The sequence below is a fragment of the Microcoleus sp. D2_18a_D3 genome (genome assembly GCF_036702455.1).
Lineage (GTDB): Bacteria > Cyanobacteriota > Cyanobacteriia > Cyanobacteriales > Microcoleaceae > Microcoleus.
Map to the genome: position 1 here is coordinate 1 of NZ_JAUBTK010000029.1, position 15,501 is coordinate 15,501.

Here is a 15,501-nt window from a genome sequence, read left to right on the forward strand (position 1 = left end):
ATTTAGTCGATTGATGGATATGTGCTGGGCTGCTGATTTTACAACCCAGTCGTTTGAAAAATGTTGGTAATGACAAGCCTTTTTAAGGGGGGTTAGGGGGGATATTATTGTGGACTCACAAAGAAAACTCCAGACACAAATGTCCCCAACAAAGTTAATTTTTGGCAAAATTCCCCAAAAATTGCGTGTAAATGACCGCAGCCACCTAAAATAAACTCTGGAGTTTGTGAAAGGGTATGCAAATTTGACAGCTTTCCAACACAATTAATGCAACTTTTATGGTGCTAAATATTCTTGCTCTGCCCTTAGCGTTTCAATTTACATCGCCGGGCCCAATTATCTTTCAACTTGGCCCCGTAGCCATTCGCTGGTACGGGCTGTTAATAGCTTCTGCCGTCTTGATTGGGGTCAGTCTCTCCCAATACTTGGCCGAAAAGCGCCGCGTCAACCCGGAATTGTTGGGTGATTTGGCAATTTGGCTGGTTCTGGGCGCTATTCCCTGTGCTCGAATTTATTACGTAGCTTTTGAGTGGCAGCAATACGCCCAGAGGCCTGAAGATATTATTGCGATTTGGAAAGGCGGAATTGCCATTCACGGGGCGATTTTGGGTGGCACGATCGCAGCTTTAATTTTTGCGAAAATTCAGCGAGTTTCTTTTTGGCAATTGGCAGATTTAATCGCGCCTTCGGCAATTCTCGGTCAGGCGATCGGACGCTGGGGAAATTTCTTTAACTCCGAAGCTTTTGGCAGTCCTACGGATTTGCCTTGGAAACTCTATATTCCGCCAAACAGCCGCCCGCCCGCTTACGCTAATTTTGAATACTTCCACCCCACATTTCTCTACGAATCCCTGTGGAATTTTACAGTATTTGGGTTGCTTCTGAGTTTATTTTTCCGCGATTTGCAGGGCAAAATTAGCTTGAAAACGGGTGCTTTATTTTTGATCTATATCGCTGCTTACAGTTCCGGTAGAGTCTGGATTGAAGGGTTGCGGACTGATAGTTTGATGTTCGGGCCGCTGCGGACGGCACAGATGGTAAGCTTGACTGGGATTGTGTTAGGGTTGGGCGGGTTAGCTTGGCTTTATCTGCTCGATCGACCTTTACCCGATGTTGTCTCTCCCAATAGCGATCGGGCAAAGATCACTCACAAATCCCCAGAGGATCAATAAAAAACCCCAGAGAGGTTAGTCTCTAGGGTTCAAAACCAGGGTGCATCTACCATCTATTACTTCCAACCAAAATAGGTACATCCGGAAGCGTCCGTAAATTTAGCAAATTTGTTAGCAGCAATGAGTTTGACAGAGATTGAAGCCCTAATTCCAGGGGTATACATTGTAGGTGCAGGCCCGGGAGACCCGGATTTGTTGACTGTTAAGGCTCAAAAATTACTGGCTGCAGCCGATGTCATATTATTTGCTGATTCCCTAGTCCCAGAGCAAATTTTGCAGGGGGTGCGCGCGGATGCAGAAGTGATCCAAACTGCGGATAAGACCCTCGAAGAGATTGTACCTTTGATGGTGCAACGAGTGCAGGCCGGAAAAAGCGTCGTCCGCCTCCATTCGGGCGATCCCTGCCTCTACGGGGCTGTCGGCGAACAAATGCAAGCTTTGGCTTCCGAGGGAATTGCTTTTGAGGTAATCCCGGGAATTAGCGCTTTCCAACTTGCGGCGGCTAAACTTAAAATTGAGTTGACGGTTCCGGGAGTTGTGCAGACAATTATTTTGACGCGAATTAGTGGCAGAACCGAAGTACCCGAACGCGAAGAATTGGCGAGTTTAGCGGCTCATCAAGCGAGTTTGTGCCTGTATTTGAGCGCCCGCCATGTCGAAAAAGCTCAAGCTAAATTGATGGAACATTACCCATCGGATTTGCCTGTAGCGATTTGTTATCGGTTGGGCTGGCCGGATGAAAAAATTGTGCTAGTTCCCCTTGACAAAATGGCAGTTGCTACGCGCGAAAATAATTTGCTGAGAACGACAATGTATGTGATTAGTCCGGCGTTAGGAAAATCAGCAGAAGGGCGATCGCGCTTGTACCATCCAGATCACGATCGGCTTTTCCGAGCATCGAAGGAAGTTCGGCAACGGATTTTGTAACGGATGTAACGGATGTCAGGAAAAAGAAAGTTCGGCAACGGATTTTGTAACGGATGTAACGGATGTAACGGATTTCAGTCCCATGAATGTCGGAAGAAGGAAGAAGGAGAAATTATGAAATAACCAATTACCAATTACCAATTCCCAATTCCCCAATCTAAAATCTAAAATCTAGAATCTAAAATCTAAAATCGCCATGACTGATTTAACTCGCAGACAATTTATCACTGTCACCGCATTAAGCGCCGGATTTGCCTTAGCAGTTCATCCTCTTGCGGCTGCCGTTATCAATACTGATGCTGCTGGTTTAGTTGCAGGTGAGGTAAAAATTCCTGTAAAAGACGGCTCAATTCCAGCATACAGAGCAATGCCAGCCAGCGGCAGCAATTTTCCAGTAATTTTAGTAATTCAAGAAATCTTCGGAGTTCACGCCCACCTTCAAGATATTTGTCGCCGTTTGGCAAAATTAGGTTATTTAGCGATCGCCCCAGAAATGTTTGCCCGTCAAGGTGATGTTTCTAAACTCACCGAGGTTCAAGAAATTATTAGTAAAGTTGTCTCGAAAGTTCCTGACGCTCAAGTTATGTCTGATTTAGATGCTACCGTAGAGTGGGCACAAAAGTCAGGAAAAGGCAATACTAATAAGTTGGGAATTACAGGATTTTGCTGGGGTGGCAGAATTGTTTGGCTGTACTCTTCTCACAACCCGAAAGTCAAAGCTGGAGTGGCTTGGTACGGGCGTGTGGTTGGCAATTCTACGGATTTAACTCCCAAACAGCCGATCGACATTGCAGCAACTTTGAAAGTGCCCGTATTGGGGCTTTACGGTGGCAAAGACCAGTCAATTCCCAACGATACAGTCGAGAAAATGCAGGAAGTTCTCAAAACTGGCAGCAGCGGTTCCGAAATTGTGCTTTATCCAGATGCGCCGCACGCTTTTAACGCCGACTATCGCCCCAGTTACCGGGAAAAAGAAGCTAAGGATGGTTGGAAACGGATGCAAGATTGGTTTAAAAAGTATGGAGTTTCATAATAGTTTTGAGTTGTTAATTTTTACTTAAAACTGGTGTCAAGTTTGGGCAGGAAAAAGGCAATATTAGCGAATAGCCCTTAAGACAGGTGGGTTTGTGGGCCCGACATTGGTAAACTGAGCGGTGTAGAATTATCGATCGAACAGGTAAGCCCGTGCTAGACGAACAAGCTAAAAAGACCATCTTGCGGAAAATCCCTCACGGATTGTACATCTGCGGTGTCAAAGACGGGGAGGAAGTCAACGGTTTCACCGCTAGCTGGGTGATGCAATCTTCCTTTACCCCTCCGTTAGTTGTCAACTGCGTCAAGCAAGACTCCAAATCCCACGCCATGATCAAAGCCAGCGGTGTCTTTGCTTTGAGTTTCCTAGAAGCAGGGCAAAAAGACTTAGCCCAGAAATTCTTTAAACAGCAGCGCCGCGTTGGCAATAAATTTGAGGATGTAGAATTTTATCCGGGCGCGGAAACTGGTTGTCCGATTATCTCGGATTCTCTGGGTTACATCGAGTGCAAAGTTGTCGGTTCTGTGGAACACGGGGATCACACGGTTTATGTGGGAGAAGTTTTGGCAGCCGGCGTCCACCGAGAAGGCAATCCGTTGCTGCTAGAAAGCACGGGTTGGAATTACGGCGGTTAGAAAGTTGGCAATTGGCAATTGGCAGTTGTCAGTTGTCAGTTGTCAGTTGTTAAGGGATGCGAGTTAAAATTAATAAAAAATCGGCGACAATTTTGTCGGCATTTTCTTCTGTCAAAATTGGTACGTGTACGAAAATACATTTGGTGCTAAGTTGAGAATCTGCAAGGTGTTTTAAAACTGCATAATAGAGGGCTTCGCATACAAATTTTCCGGCTTCGTGACTGATTTCTGTTGCAGCTAAATCAGCGACTAGCGGTTCGAGATTAACTGATGTTTGCCGAAGGTCGCGATCGCAGCAAGCGCAAGATTCTATAGTTAATTTTTGCCTGCTTTCGGCCATACCGCAGCAGATAATAGTGTCGGGTTGGAGTTGGTTGATTTGGGCGATCGCTAAATTAGGTGCTAGCTGAAAATCTACTGGCAGTTTCCTCAAAAAAGTCAGGGAATCAGGCAAAGATTTGATTTGGGAAATCTTGGCTAATAAGTCGTCCGAAGAGTTGGATTGCTGATGGGGAAGCCAAGTATCAAATGAGGTTAGCAGGATTTTCGCCGTCATATTTGTGCAATAATACTGATATTGATAATATAAGGCAAGTAAGTCAATGTCTGTCATTGCAGTAGTAGACTATGACATGGGCAATCTGCACTCAGTCTGTAAAGGCTTGGAAAATGTGGGTGCAGTGCCAAAAATTACAGATTCTCCTGCTATAATCGAGCAGGCTGATGCGGTGGTTTTGCCGGGAGTTGGTTCGTTTGACCCGGCAATGCAGAATTTACGATCGCGCAATTTGATAGAACCGATAAAAAGGGCGATCGCGTCGGGAAAACCTTTTTTAGGCATTTGTTTGGGTTTACAAATTCTGTTTGAAAGTTCCGAAGAAGGCGTAGAACCGGGATTGGGCGTTATTGCGGGAAAGGTGCGCCGATTTCGGTCGGAACCGGGTTTGACAATTCCGCACATGGGATGGAATCAATTGGAACTTACTCAGCAGAATTTGCCGCTGTGGCAAAATTTACCGTCTGATCCTTGGGTTTATTTCGTGCATTCTTATTATGTCGATCCAGTTGATTTGGAAGTGCGATCGGCAATGGTGACTCACGGCAGTCAAAACGTGACGGCGGCTATAGCTAAAGACAATTTGATGGCCGTGCAATTTCACCCGGAAAAGTCTTCGAGTACGGGATTGCAAATGCTGTCAAATTTTGTCAGTCTGGTGAGGGAAAAAGTCGCCGCTTAGGTGCATGAATATTGAAAAACCCGGTAGATTGCCGAAACCGGGTTTGACATTTTTAAAAGTCTTCTTCCTTCTTCTTTGTTCTTCCTTCTTCCTGACATCTGTTAAATCAGTTACATCCGTTACATCCGTTACAGAATCCGTTGCCGAACTTCCTTCTTCCTAAATGAGTTTAAGAATCTGTGGCAATCGCCAAATCAAAACCCTGCCGGGACTCGCAACTCGCCCTACACCTTCGCGAGTCAGAGAAGCTTTATTTAATATTTGGCAAGGGACGATCGCAGATTGCAGATGGCTTGACATTTGTACCGGCAGCGGTTCGATGGGTGCAGAAGCTTTGTGTCGTCAAGCCGCGAGTGTCACTGGCATCGAACAGTCGGCGAAAGCTTGTGCGATTATCCGCGAAAACTGGGAGAAAATAGCAGACTCGTCCCAAACATTCCAAATATTGCGGGGAAACGCGACGGCGAAGTTGGCGACACTAGCGGGGCAGCAGTTCGATCGCATTTACTTCGATCCGCCCTACGCCAGCGACTTGTACGAACCTGTGTTAAACACGATCGCCAGCCAAGAAATGCTAGCACTCCTCGGCGAAATCGCGATCGAACACAGCCCGGAGCGATCGACACAAGCGATTTCCGGCCTAGAAATTTGCCGCCATAAAATATACGGCAATACAGCATTAACCTTCTATACCCGCAGTGGCTGAGAGGCTCAAACCGCAGCAGCGTCACGCCTGGAGGCAAAAAGAAACCGGGTTTCCTGGCGTTGGCGCCCCCGGTACTAAAAGTTTTTCCATTGCGTACAATACAAATTTTTCCGATGAAGTTAAGCTTGGTGCGTAGGTTGTCAGAGCAAGTTGCTTCAGCAATCGACGAAATAAATGGAGTTTAGGCTGAAAATAAAGACTTTCAGTTGTAACATGAACCCAAAGTGTGAGTGTGAATATTCCTAAAGGAGTGAATATGGTTCAGACACCTTCGCGCCCTCGTGGCAGCGAGTTTCCGGCTGTTAACTCGGTACAGCCAGCCAAACTGGATACGATTCTGCTGGGAAATAGCCTCTCCCTGCCAAATACCAAACTCTTCGGCACAGACGGCATTCGCGGGAAAGTTGGAGAATTGCTGAATGCACCCCTAGCCCTGCAAGTGGGCTTCTGGGCTGGACAAGTCCTACGCCAAAATACCCCCAACCAGGGGCCTGTGATTTTGGGGCAAGACAGCAGGAATTCCAGCGATATGCTGGCAATGGCACTGTCAGCGGGTTTGACGGCCGCCGGGTTAGAAGTTTGGAATTTGGGATTGTGTCCCACTCCCTGCGTTGCTTATCTGGCAAGCGTTTCGGAGTCTGTCGGCGGAGTGATGATTTCGGCTTCTCACAATCCCCCAGAAGACAACGGCATTAAGTTTTTCGGCTCAAACGGCTCCAAGCTGTCGCAGCAGTTGCAGGAACAAATCGAAGCGGGAATCCGGGGAGCAAAGGTTCCAATTGCTAGCTTGGGTTGGGGACACCACTACCATCGGTCTGAGTTGGTTAAAGATTATGCCACTTCGCTCTGTGATTCGCTGCAACAGATGAATTTGGAGGGAATGCGGATTGTTTTGGATTTGGCTTGGGGGGCGGCCGCGGGTTTGGGTCCGGCGGTGTTCGCGCAAATGGGGGCGGATGTGATCTGTTTGCACGACTCTCCTGATGGCGATCGTATTAATGTTAACTGCGGTTCTACTCATCTCGACAGTTTGCAAGCGGCAGTTTTGGAACACAATGCCGATTTGGGATTTGCTTTTGACGGCGATGCCGATCGAGTTTTGTGTGTTGACAACCAAGGTCGAACGATTGACGGCGATTACATTCTTTATCTTTGGGGCCGGCAGTTGCGCGACTCCCAACAGTTACCATCCAATTTAATTATTTCTACTGTAATGGCTAACCTCGGCTTCGAGCGAGCTTGGGAAGAATTGGGCGGCAAACTAACTAGAACCAACGTCGGAGATCAGTACGTTCACGCTGAAATGCAGCGCACCGGTGCGATGTTGGGCGGCGAACAGTCGGGACACATTCTTTGCCCGCATTACGGTGTCAGCGGCGACGGTTTGCTGACAGCTTTGCATTTGGCTTCGCTGGTGCGCCAGTCCGGGCAATCTTTGGCACAATTGGTAAGTGGCAGTTTCCAAACTTATCCGCAGTTGTTGCGAAATATTCGGGTGGACGATCGCGAAAAACGCCTGAAATGGCACGAGTGCGAGGCAATGCAAAGTGCGATCGAACGTGCTACAACAGCAATGGGAGAACAGGGACGGGTTTTGGTGCGCGCTTCTGGCACTGAACCGCTAATCCGAGTTATGGTGGAAGCTGCCAGCGCCGAATTGGCTAATTTCTGGACTGAAAATTTAGTTTTAGCAGTTCAGCAACACATCGCTATCTGATGGAAGTGGGGAAGTGCTAAAACTTGGGAATTGTGAGTTTTGAGTTTTGAGTTGAAATCTTTTAAGTCAAAATTCATAAATCAAAATTTCTAACTATTAATTTCGAGTTTTAATCAACTTCTCCAAAAATAACGAGTGGGGCAGGCATCCTGCCTACCCTTAACTTTATTTTCCCTCAATTGTGTGATGATGATTTCTGTTGTGATACCCACCTACAACCGCGAGCAACCTCTGCGAGAGACATTGGCGGATGCGATTCGGCAAAATTACCCGAATTTTGAAGTTCTAGTAATCGATCAAACTCGCACCCACGAATCGGAAACTCAAGTTTATTTAGAGGAATTGGCAAATGCTGGCAAAATTCGCTGGTTTAGAGTAGATTGGGCGAGTTTGCCGGCTGCTCGAAATTATGCAGTGCGGCGCGCAGTTGGAGAGATTATTTTATTTATTGATGATGATGTACAATTGCCAGATGGTTTTTTGGCGGCTCACGCTGGCAATTATTTAGAAAAACCCGATGTGGGATGTGTGGCGGGCAGGGTTTTTGACAGAATGAAACTGGATAATTCTGGAGGCGATTTGGCGATCGAATATTTGCCCTCAGAAGCTATGGATGCGGGCATTGCCTGGTATTTTATCGATTTGGTGCATACAGTCAAACCGCAGCAGGTGCTCTCGGCGAGAGGCTGCAATATGTCATTTCGCAGGCAGGTTTTTGCCGAATGCGGGCTGAGGTTTGATGAGCGGTTTGCAGGGAGTGCGGTGCGGGAGGAGTCGGATTTTTGTTTGAGATTGCGATCGACTGGCATGAAAATTTGGTACGATCCCAATGCGTGTTTAGTTCACTTAGGGGAAGAGAGCGGCGGATGTCACGATGTCAGTACGCGATCGATCGAGTATCAAGTCACATTTTATCACAACCATTTCCTCATGGGATTGAAAAATTTAACAGCCTTTCAATGCCTGCGATTTTTCGCCAAACTCTTTGACTGCCACGTTTTGGGAAATCCCCCTTGTTATAAAAGCGCCTCGCCCATTAAAATTATAACTAGATTTGCTTTTTATATCTTGGGTTTTCTCAGTGCTATAAATACAGTAATTCAATCTCTGTGGAATGATGGACAAAGTTATAGCCATCAAGACAAGATTAACGCTCAATAATTCCCAATTCCCAATTCCCAATTCCCCATGCCCCATGCCCCATGCCCCATGCCCCATTCCCAATGCCCCATTCCCCATTCCCAATGCCCAATGCCCAATGCCCCATGCCCCATTCCCCATTCCCAATAAATGAGAATTCTCGTGGCTAGTCACACCTATATTGTGGACATTAATCGGGAAAAATTCAAGATATTAGCCAACCTAGAACCCGATATTGAAGTAACAGTTGTAGTGCCGCAGCGTTGGAAACCGGGAGGCGTACAAAATAAAATTATAGAAACGCAATTTTATCAAAAAGGCTCTTTTAAAGTAGTCCCCCTCTCCAACTTTAGTCAAAACAATCAAGGATTGCTAACTTTTGGTACAGATTTAATTGAAGTTCTGCAAAAAAATAAACCGCAGATAATTCAAGTTGAACAAGGTGCAAAATCCATCGCTTGCGCTCAGTTAATTTTACTAAATAAACTGCTAAAACTGCAAGCAAAAAATATATTATTTACTTGGTGGAATCTGCCTTATCAATTGAAGTGGCCCGTTTCAGTCTTAGAAAATTTCAATCTTCAGCACACCGACGGAATTATTGCAGGCAACCTAGATGGAGCAAAAATTTTGCGGCAGCGGGGCTATCAAGGTGCGGTAAAAGTAATGCCACAACTCGGAGTAGATGAAGCTTTGTTTCGCCCCACTGGTAAAGACGCTGATTTATCGCGCAGATTCGGAATTAAACCGACCGATTTTGTGGTAGGATTTGTAGGGCGATTTGTCGAAGAAAAAGGATTGTTGACTTTAGCTGCAGCCTTGGCAGGGTTAAAAAAAAGCTCTTGGAAGTGGCTGTTAGTAGGACAAGGACAATTGCGGACGCACCTCGCCGAAAAATGTATTGAATGGGGAATTAGCGACCGAATAATCTGGGTAGAAAGCGTTTCCCACGAAGAAATTCCCCCTTACATTAACTTAATGAACTGTTTGGTATTGCCTTCGCAAACTAGCTATAAATTCCAAACTTTGACCACTGTGGGCTGGAAAGAACAATTTGGTCACGTTTTAATTGAAGCGATGGCTTGTCACATTCCGGTTATTGGTTCCGACTGCGGGGAAATTCCCCACGTCATCGGCGATGCGGGGTTATTATTCCCAGAAGGAAATGCAGGGGTGTTGCGAGAGTGTTTGCAGAAATTGATGGAGCGGCGGGAGTTGGGGGCAGAGTTGGGCGATCGGGGTTATCATAGAGCGATGAGCAATTATACAAATAAAGCTTTAGCTGAGCAGTTATTGGAATTCTACAAAGAATTGTTGTAACTTTTAGCTATAATGCAAGTGTTAAATAAAAAAAACTGTGGTAAATGTCTATTCCTCCCGACATACGCTCTTTGGTTAGCGAACTCTACCAGGTACTAGACGATACTGAGCGCCAAGCAACGCAGGGACTTTTTGCACTTAGAAGAGCAATGTCTCTTTTTCCCCAGAATGAAATACTGATGCAATACTTTTCTTCGATCAGTAATTTTCAATTCTGCGTATCAGGTGTTCGCTTACAAGCAGAGCACATTGTGGGCAATGTATTGATGGCTGGTGTGCCCGATGAAGATGTTCAAAAAGCAGGAGATTATTTAGCAGCCTTGCTACATATGGCTCCTGAATCGAGAATTATGATTGACAAAGTAGTTGAGAGATTAGAAGCATTGCCATGAAACAATTACCAGATGAAAGCCTACTGCTGGAAATCCTTGAACTTGTGAAAGCTGCGGAAGCAAAAGCCAGTGAAATGTATGAATTTTCCAAGACAATGGCTCACAATACCCAAATTACAGCCACAAAAAGAGAAGAAGCTGAACAGCTAGACGGGCAGCCTTTTGCAGATAATTAAATTTGTAATGGGAGATGTTGGTATGTTGATTTAAATAACTATCCCCCATGCGGATTCTCCAAATTATCCCCTCCATTTCCCTCGTCTACGGCGGGCCGAGTCAAATGGTACTCGGACTTTCTGCGGCCCTCGCGGCCACAAACATTGATGTCACAATTATCACTACAGATTCTAACGGAGATATCGGTCAACTTCCTTTAGATGTTCCTTTAAATCAACCAATACAACAAAACGGTTATCAAATTATTTATTTCCGCTGTTCTCCCTGGCGTAGATATAAGTTTTCTCTGAGTTTATTGCAGTGGTTAAATGAAAATGCGCGACAATTTGACCTGGCTCACATTCACGCTCTTTTCTCACCAGTAACTACCCTCGCTGCTACAATTGCTAGATATCACAAGTTGCCATATATTATGCGTCCATGCGGTATGCTTGACCCCGCCGATTTGCAGAAAAAAAAGCGCTTGAAACAGATTTATGCCACGCTTTTAGAACGCCCTAATTTAGCAGGGGCGGCCGCAATTCATTTCACAAGTAAAGAAGAAGCTAAAATCTCAGAAAGATTTGGTTTGAACTGCACAGGCAAGATGCCCGTGCCACGGGATTTGAACTGCACAGGCAAGATGCCTGTGCCACAGGATTTGGACTTCACAGGCAAGATGCCTGCGCCACGGGATTTGGTGATTCCATTGGGGGTGACAGCAGGTTTGTTTCCTCAGAGATTGCGAGAATCTCAAGTACCAATCATCTTATTTATGTCGCGAATTGAACCTAAAAAAGGGCTTTATTTATTAATTCCAGCATTAGAAAGTATTTTGGCATCGGGCATAGACTTTCACTTTATTTTAGCTGGTTCAAATCCCCAAGATGCTGATTATGAAACACAAATTAAAGTAACAATTCAGAATTCAACCTTAGCAAAATACACAACAATAACTGGCTTTGTGAGCGGTGATTTAAAAGTTGAACTGTTGACAAAAGCCGACTTATTTGTATTGCCTTCTTATTACGAAAACTTTGGCATTGCTGTAGCAGAAGCGATGGCCGCGGGTGTACCTGTCGCCATTTCCGATCGCATACATATTGCGGAAGACATACAGCAAGCAGAAGCTGGTTGGGTGGAACCTTTGCAAGTAGGGGCGATCGCCAATTCAATCAAATCAGCACTTCTCAATCCACAGGAGCGCCAACGGCGGGGATTGAACGGCAAAGAGTATGCAAAAAAGCATTATAACTGGGATGCGATCGCCCAGCAAACCATCGATGCTTACCAGGAGATTTTATCATCTATAGAAGAAGGAAGAAGGAAGAAGGAAGAAGGAAGAAGGAAGAAGCAATAAAATCAATTGTTTCACCCATTAACAACGTCCTAACCGTCTTGGCGGTTGTTATATTGACTAATGCCACAGCGGTTTACCTTCTGCTTCTGCGCCTGCTGCGAGTTCTTGTAGTGCTGCTATCCGAATTTGCAGGCGAGATTTTTTCAACGCTGCTACTGCTTTTAACATCAGTAGACTCAGAGTTTGAGGTAGCAGTCGCGGATTTTCTTCTAATTATAATCGGAACATTAACAGAGCGACCGCAGGGTCTGCCGAAGGAGTCTATCTTCCTTCGATAATCGCAGATTGCAGCCTCTGCAATCGGTTCTTGACAATCATTAATAAAGCTTTGTGCTAATTTGTAATTATTTCCGTCTCCCTGCTTTAAAAAAAGTTCTCCAGCGTGGTTAAAATCTGCTACTGCTTGCGATTTGGTTCCCAACATACAGCGAATAGCACCTCGTTCCAAATAAGCCAAACCATAATTAGGATTAACGCGAATAGCTTGTTCGTAATCCCCGATCGCCTTTTGCTTGTTTCCCAATTCATAGTATGCTTGACCGCGACCGAAATAAGCTTCTGCCAAGTTAGGATTAAATTGTAGCGCTCGATCGTAATTGTAAATTGCCTGCTGCTTGTTTCCCTGTTGGCCAGTAGCAATTCCCAATCCGAGGTAAGCTTGAGGTATGTTCGGATTCAGCGCTAAAGCCTGAGTAAAATTTGCGATCGCCCCCGGAACATCTCCCTTTTGAACTTTCAAAGAACCTTGGTTGCTAAAATTTGCAGCTTTTTGAGCGATCGCAACTCTTTGACTGATAACAGCACGATTAGCGCGGTAATGGGATAACTTATTTTGAGCTAGATTATAAACAGGTGTACGTGAATCTATCGCTTCTAAAAGTGCGATCGCCTGTTGCCATTTACTTTGCGACTGCTGCCAAACTTCCATCGGATGAGGCGGTTTTTGCACAACCACAGCAGCTTCCATTGCCAATTGTTGAGCTTTTTCTAGACTTTCTGCGGCCTGTAAATTTTGCGCTACGGGAACCAATATCGGGCGCAGTTTCAGCAAATCAGCTCTAGCTTGTTGATACCCACAGCCAGGGAAGTTAGGAATTTTCTCTAAACTGGCGATCGTTTCTTTAAGTCGTTTATCGAAACCTCTGAGCCGATTGACATCGGTGACTTTCGCTGCATTCTGCGTTTCAACGCCCAGTATTTCTGCTTGCTTGAGCGTTTCATTTCCCGATCGCATCAAGGCGCTCATCCCTGCACCTGTCCCCAACACCAAAACCCCTAAACCTGCTAATAAAGCTGCGGGTATTTTGCGGCTTCGCGAGTTATTAACTTGATTGTTAATTCGTGATGGCTGTACCCTTCGAGTCTGACGAGATTGTTGCGCTTCCGGTTCTGACTCTACCTCCAACTCCCATGCCGGCAACTGCAAATCATCTGCTGCTGTTTCGGCTGTCAACTCCCTACTAATGGGAGCAATATTATTGCTGTTTCCGCTTTTATACTTGTCAACCAGACTCTGCAATCCTGCTTGATATCCTTCTCCTACTGCCTGAAATTTCCACTCTCCATTTTTTCTATACAAACGACCAAACTCTACAGCAGTCTCTCGCGAAAAATTATCTTTTAATTCATAGCGAACCAGTTCGCTTCCCCTATCCAAATTGGTAATTTTGATAAAAGCATTTTTGATATTGCTAAAACTTGCCTTAATTTTATCTGCTTCGTGAATAGTGACCGCAAAAGTTATTTCCTCAATTTCCGCATTAATTTTCTCTAAAATAACGCCGTAAATAGTCTTCTTTTCTTGACCTCGGTTATTTTTGTCAGGAATCGATTGCAGTACCGAACCGTCACAGGATTGCAGATTATTGTAAAAGATAAAATATTTATCGTTAGGTAGTTTGCCGTCAGCACCTAGCATAAAGGCAGAGACATCAATTTCGTAGCTTTGTCCTGCGTCTGTCGCCTGCCAACCGAGGGCGATCGCCATTTTTTTCAAACCGGGCGCTTCTTTAGAAATATTAAATCTCTCACCCTTACTTAATTGCATTGCCATCTGCTTATTGGTTAAACATCAAACTTTATAGTGTTCATGTTAATATTAAGTCTCCGGATAATTTTTGCTATTCAATAAAACTTAATATTTTGCTTTTAATAGCGGGCTTGATTAAAAATATGTGCTGCCTGTATCTGAAATTTACTGAGATTTACTTAAGTACAATTACGTAATTTAAAACCTGGCTTTCTCCCAAACCGGTTTCTACAATTGAACTTAATTTGACCCTACTTTTGAGCATGTTCAGAACTAGGTAACAAGGTAACAAAGTTACCAAAAGCTCCAGACGAGACTGTTCCGCTTCCGGTTCTGACTCCACCTCCAACTCCCCAGCCGGAAACTGCAAATCATCGGCAGTTCCCGCTGCCAAGTCGTGAGTAATGGGAGCAATATTATTACGATTTTAGCTGCAATACTTATCCACAAAACTCTGCAATCCTGCCTGATATCCTGTTCCTACCGCTTGAAATCTCCACTCTCCATTCTTTCTATACAAGCGACCAAATTCTACAGCCGTCTCTCGCGAAAAATTCTCTTTTAATTCATAACGAACAAGTTCGTTTTCTGTATCCAAACTGTAAATCTTGATAAAAGCATTTTTTATATTGCTAAAATTTGCATTAATTTTTTCGGCTTCGTGAATAGTGACAACAAAAGTTATTTCCTCAATTTCAGGATTAACTCTTTTTAAGATAACGCCGTAAATCGTTTTATTCTCTTGACTTCGGTTGTTTTTATCTCGAATCACTTGCAGTACCGAACTGTCACCGGATTGCAGATTATTGTAAAATATTAAATATTTATCGTTAGGTATTTTGCCGTCAGCACCTAGCATAAAGGCAGAGACATCAATCTCGTAGCTTTGTCCTGCCTCTGTCACCTGCCAACCTAGGGCGATCGCCATTTTTTTTAAACCGGGCGCTTCTTTAGAGATATTAAATCTCTCACCCTTACTTAATTGCATTGCCATCTGCTTATTTGTTAAACATCAAACTTTATAGCGTTCATGTTAATATTAAGTGGGACAATAACTTTTCTTCTTTAAGAAAACTTAATATTTGGTCTCTAATAGCGGGCCTCATTAAAAATATGTGCTACCGCTGTCCGAATTTATTGAGATTTACTGAGAGAGAATTACGCAAGCAAAAACCGGGCTTTCTACAAAACCCGGTTTCACCAATTGAACTTAATTTGACTCTAATTTTGAGCATTTTCAGAACTAGGTGGCAGCGTCACGAAATTACCAAAAGCTCCAACCGTTTGATAGCTTTTTTTGCCTAATTCAGTTGTGTAAATACTGACCACACCTAAATTTTGACGCTGCGTTGTATTGTCGAGCAAGCTTTCGATCGAGTTCCGCTGCGAAGTCAGCAAATTCTTGCAACTGCCGATCAAAGTATCTGTAATGCCGCTCAAAGCTTTCGGAACGCGAGAATCTTTGCACACAGTGCTTTCCAACTCGGTTTGGAGTACGCCGGAAGCATAAGTTAGATATTTGTCTCTCCCAGGATTTGTAAATGCCATGCCGGCGGCCAGAAGAGTCAGGGCGATCGCGACTTTTCCCACATTGCCGAAAAAATTAGAAGTAGGCTTGTTAGTATTCATTGCGTTATCAATATTCATTTTTTTTAGCCCCGTTGATTTATAAGCTT

At 44.6% G+C, this 15,501-nt stretch carries 16 protein-coding genes; 12 read left to right on the forward strand and 4 right to left on the reverse strand.

The window, feature by feature from the left end; genetic code table 11:
- Window positions 1-278 precede the first annotated feature (278 nt).
- The 4 genes from lgt (at window position 279) to QUB06_RS15450 (ending at window position 3,767) form a co-directional block, all read left to right on the forward strand.
- Complete coding sequence (gene lgt, locus QUB06_RS15435) at window positions 279-1,172, forward strand: prolipoprotein diacylglyceryl transferase (RefSeq protein ID WP_333436002.1); 894 nt, start codon at window positions 279-281, stop codon at window positions 1,170-1,172.
- A gap of 120 nt (window positions 1,173-1,292) precedes the next feature.
- Window positions 1,293-2,099, forward strand: coding sequence for a precorrin-4 C(11)-methyltransferase (gene cobM, locus QUB06_RS15440; RefSeq protein WP_333436003.1), 807 nt, complete (start codon window positions 1,293-1,295; stop codon window positions 2,097-2,099).
- A gap of 196 nt (window positions 2,100-2,295) precedes the next feature.
- A complete protein-coding gene (locus QUB06_RS15445) occupies window positions 2,296-3,132 on the forward strand; it encodes a dienelactone hydrolase family protein (RefSeq protein ID WP_333436004.1) in 837 nt (278 codons plus the stop codon).
- Window positions 3,133-3,284: 152 nt separating this feature from the next.
- The gene (locus QUB06_RS15450) at window positions 3,285-3,767 is read left to right on the forward strand and encodes a flavin reductase family protein (RefSeq protein ID WP_333436005.1); all 483 of its coding nucleotides are present in this window, start codon (window positions 3,285-3,287) and stop codon (window positions 3,765-3,767) included.
- Window positions 3,768-3,816: 49 nt separating this feature from the next.
- Here QUB06_RS15450 and QUB06_RS15455 read toward each other — a convergent pair whose 3' ends face one another.
- Window positions 3,817-4,380 carry a pyroglutamyl-peptidase I family protein gene (locus tag QUB06_RS15455; RefSeq protein ID WP_445251388.1) on the reverse strand — a complete coding sequence of 188 codons (564 nt, stop codon included), beginning with the start codon at window positions 4,378-4,380 and terminating at the stop codon, window positions 3,817-3,819.
- Here QUB06_RS15455 and hisH point away from each other — a divergent pair.
- The 8 genes from hisH (at window position 4,370) to hpsP (ending at window position 11,796) form a co-directional block, all read left to right on the forward strand.
- Window positions 4,370-5,005 (forward strand): imidazole glycerol phosphate synthase subunit HisH, encoded by a 636-nt coding sequence (hisH, locus tag QUB06_RS15460; RefSeq protein WP_333436006.1) that lies wholly within the window; start codon window positions 4,370-4,372, stop codon window positions 5,003-5,005. The genes QUB06_RS15455 and hisH overlap by 11 nt on opposite strands.
- 163 nt (window positions 5,006-5,168) lie before the next feature.
- Window positions 5,169-5,711 (forward strand): 16S rRNA (guanine(966)-N(2))-methyltransferase RsmD, encoded by a 543-nt coding sequence (rsmD, locus tag QUB06_RS15465; RefSeq protein WP_333436007.1) that lies wholly within the window; start codon window positions 5,169-5,171, stop codon window positions 5,709-5,711.
- 256 nt (window positions 5,712-5,967) lie between these two features.
- Window positions 5,968-7,428 carry a phosphoglucosamine mutase gene (gene glmM, locus QUB06_RS15470; protein WP_333436008.1) on the forward strand — a complete coding sequence of 487 codons (1,461 nt, stop codon included), beginning with the start codon at window positions 5,968-5,970 and terminating at the stop codon, window positions 7,426-7,428.
- 186 nt (window positions 7,429-7,614) lie between these two features.
- On the forward strand, window positions 7,615-8,589 hold the full coding sequence (hpsN, locus tag QUB06_RS15475; RefSeq protein WP_333436009.1) for a hormogonium polysaccharide biosynthesis glycosyltransferase HpsN: 975 nt from the start codon (window positions 7,615-7,617) through the stop codon (window positions 8,587-8,589).
- 129 nt (window positions 8,590-8,718) lie between these two features.
- Complete coding sequence (gene hpsO, locus QUB06_RS15480; RefSeq protein ID WP_333436010.1) at window positions 8,719-9,888, forward strand: hormogonium polysaccharide biosynthesis glycosyltransferase HpsO; 1,170 nt, start codon at window positions 8,719-8,721, stop codon at window positions 9,886-9,888.
- A gap of 44 nt (window positions 9,889-9,932) precedes the next feature.
- Window positions 9,933-10,280 (forward strand): hypothetical protein, encoded by a 348-nt coding sequence (locus QUB06_RS15485; protein ID WP_333097914.1) that lies wholly within the window; start codon window positions 9,933-9,935, stop codon window positions 10,278-10,280.
- Window positions 10,277-10,456 (forward strand): hypothetical protein, encoded by a 180-nt coding sequence (locus tag QUB06_RS15490; protein WP_333436011.1) that lies wholly within the window; start codon window positions 10,277-10,279, stop codon window positions 10,454-10,456. The genes QUB06_RS15485 and QUB06_RS15490 overlap by 4 nt, the downstream gene beginning before the upstream one ends.
- 47 nt (window positions 10,457-10,503) lie before the next feature.
- Entirely contained in the window at window positions 10,504-11,796 is a 1,293-nt protein-coding gene (gene hpsP, locus QUB06_RS15495; protein WP_333436012.1) for a hormogonium polysaccharide biosynthesis glycosyltransferase HpsP, read from the forward strand.
- Window positions 11,797-11,869: 73 nt separating this feature from the next.
- Here hpsP and QUB06_RS15500 read toward each other — a convergent pair whose 3' ends face one another.
- The 3 genes from QUB06_RS15500 to QUB06_RS15510 all read right to left on the reverse strand — a co-directional run bounded on the left by QUB06_RS15500 (window position 11,870) and on the right by QUB06_RS15510 (window position 15,472).
- Window positions 11,870-13,843, reverse strand: coding sequence for a TerD family protein (locus QUB06_RS15500; protein ID WP_333436013.1), 1,974 nt, complete (start codon window positions 13,841-13,843; stop codon window positions 11,870-11,872).
- Between the two features lie 409 nt (window positions 13,844-14,252).
- A complete protein-coding gene (locus tag QUB06_RS15505; protein WP_333436014.1) occupies window positions 14,253-14,819 on the reverse strand; it encodes a TerD family protein in 567 nt (188 codons plus the stop codon).
- 227 nt (window positions 14,820-15,046) lie between these two features.
- Complete coding sequence (locus QUB06_RS15510; RefSeq protein ID WP_333436015.1) at window positions 15,047-15,472, reverse strand: DUF4359 domain-containing protein; 426 nt, start codon at window positions 15,470-15,472, stop codon at window positions 15,047-15,049.
- Window positions 15,473-15,501 lie beyond the last annotated feature (29 nt).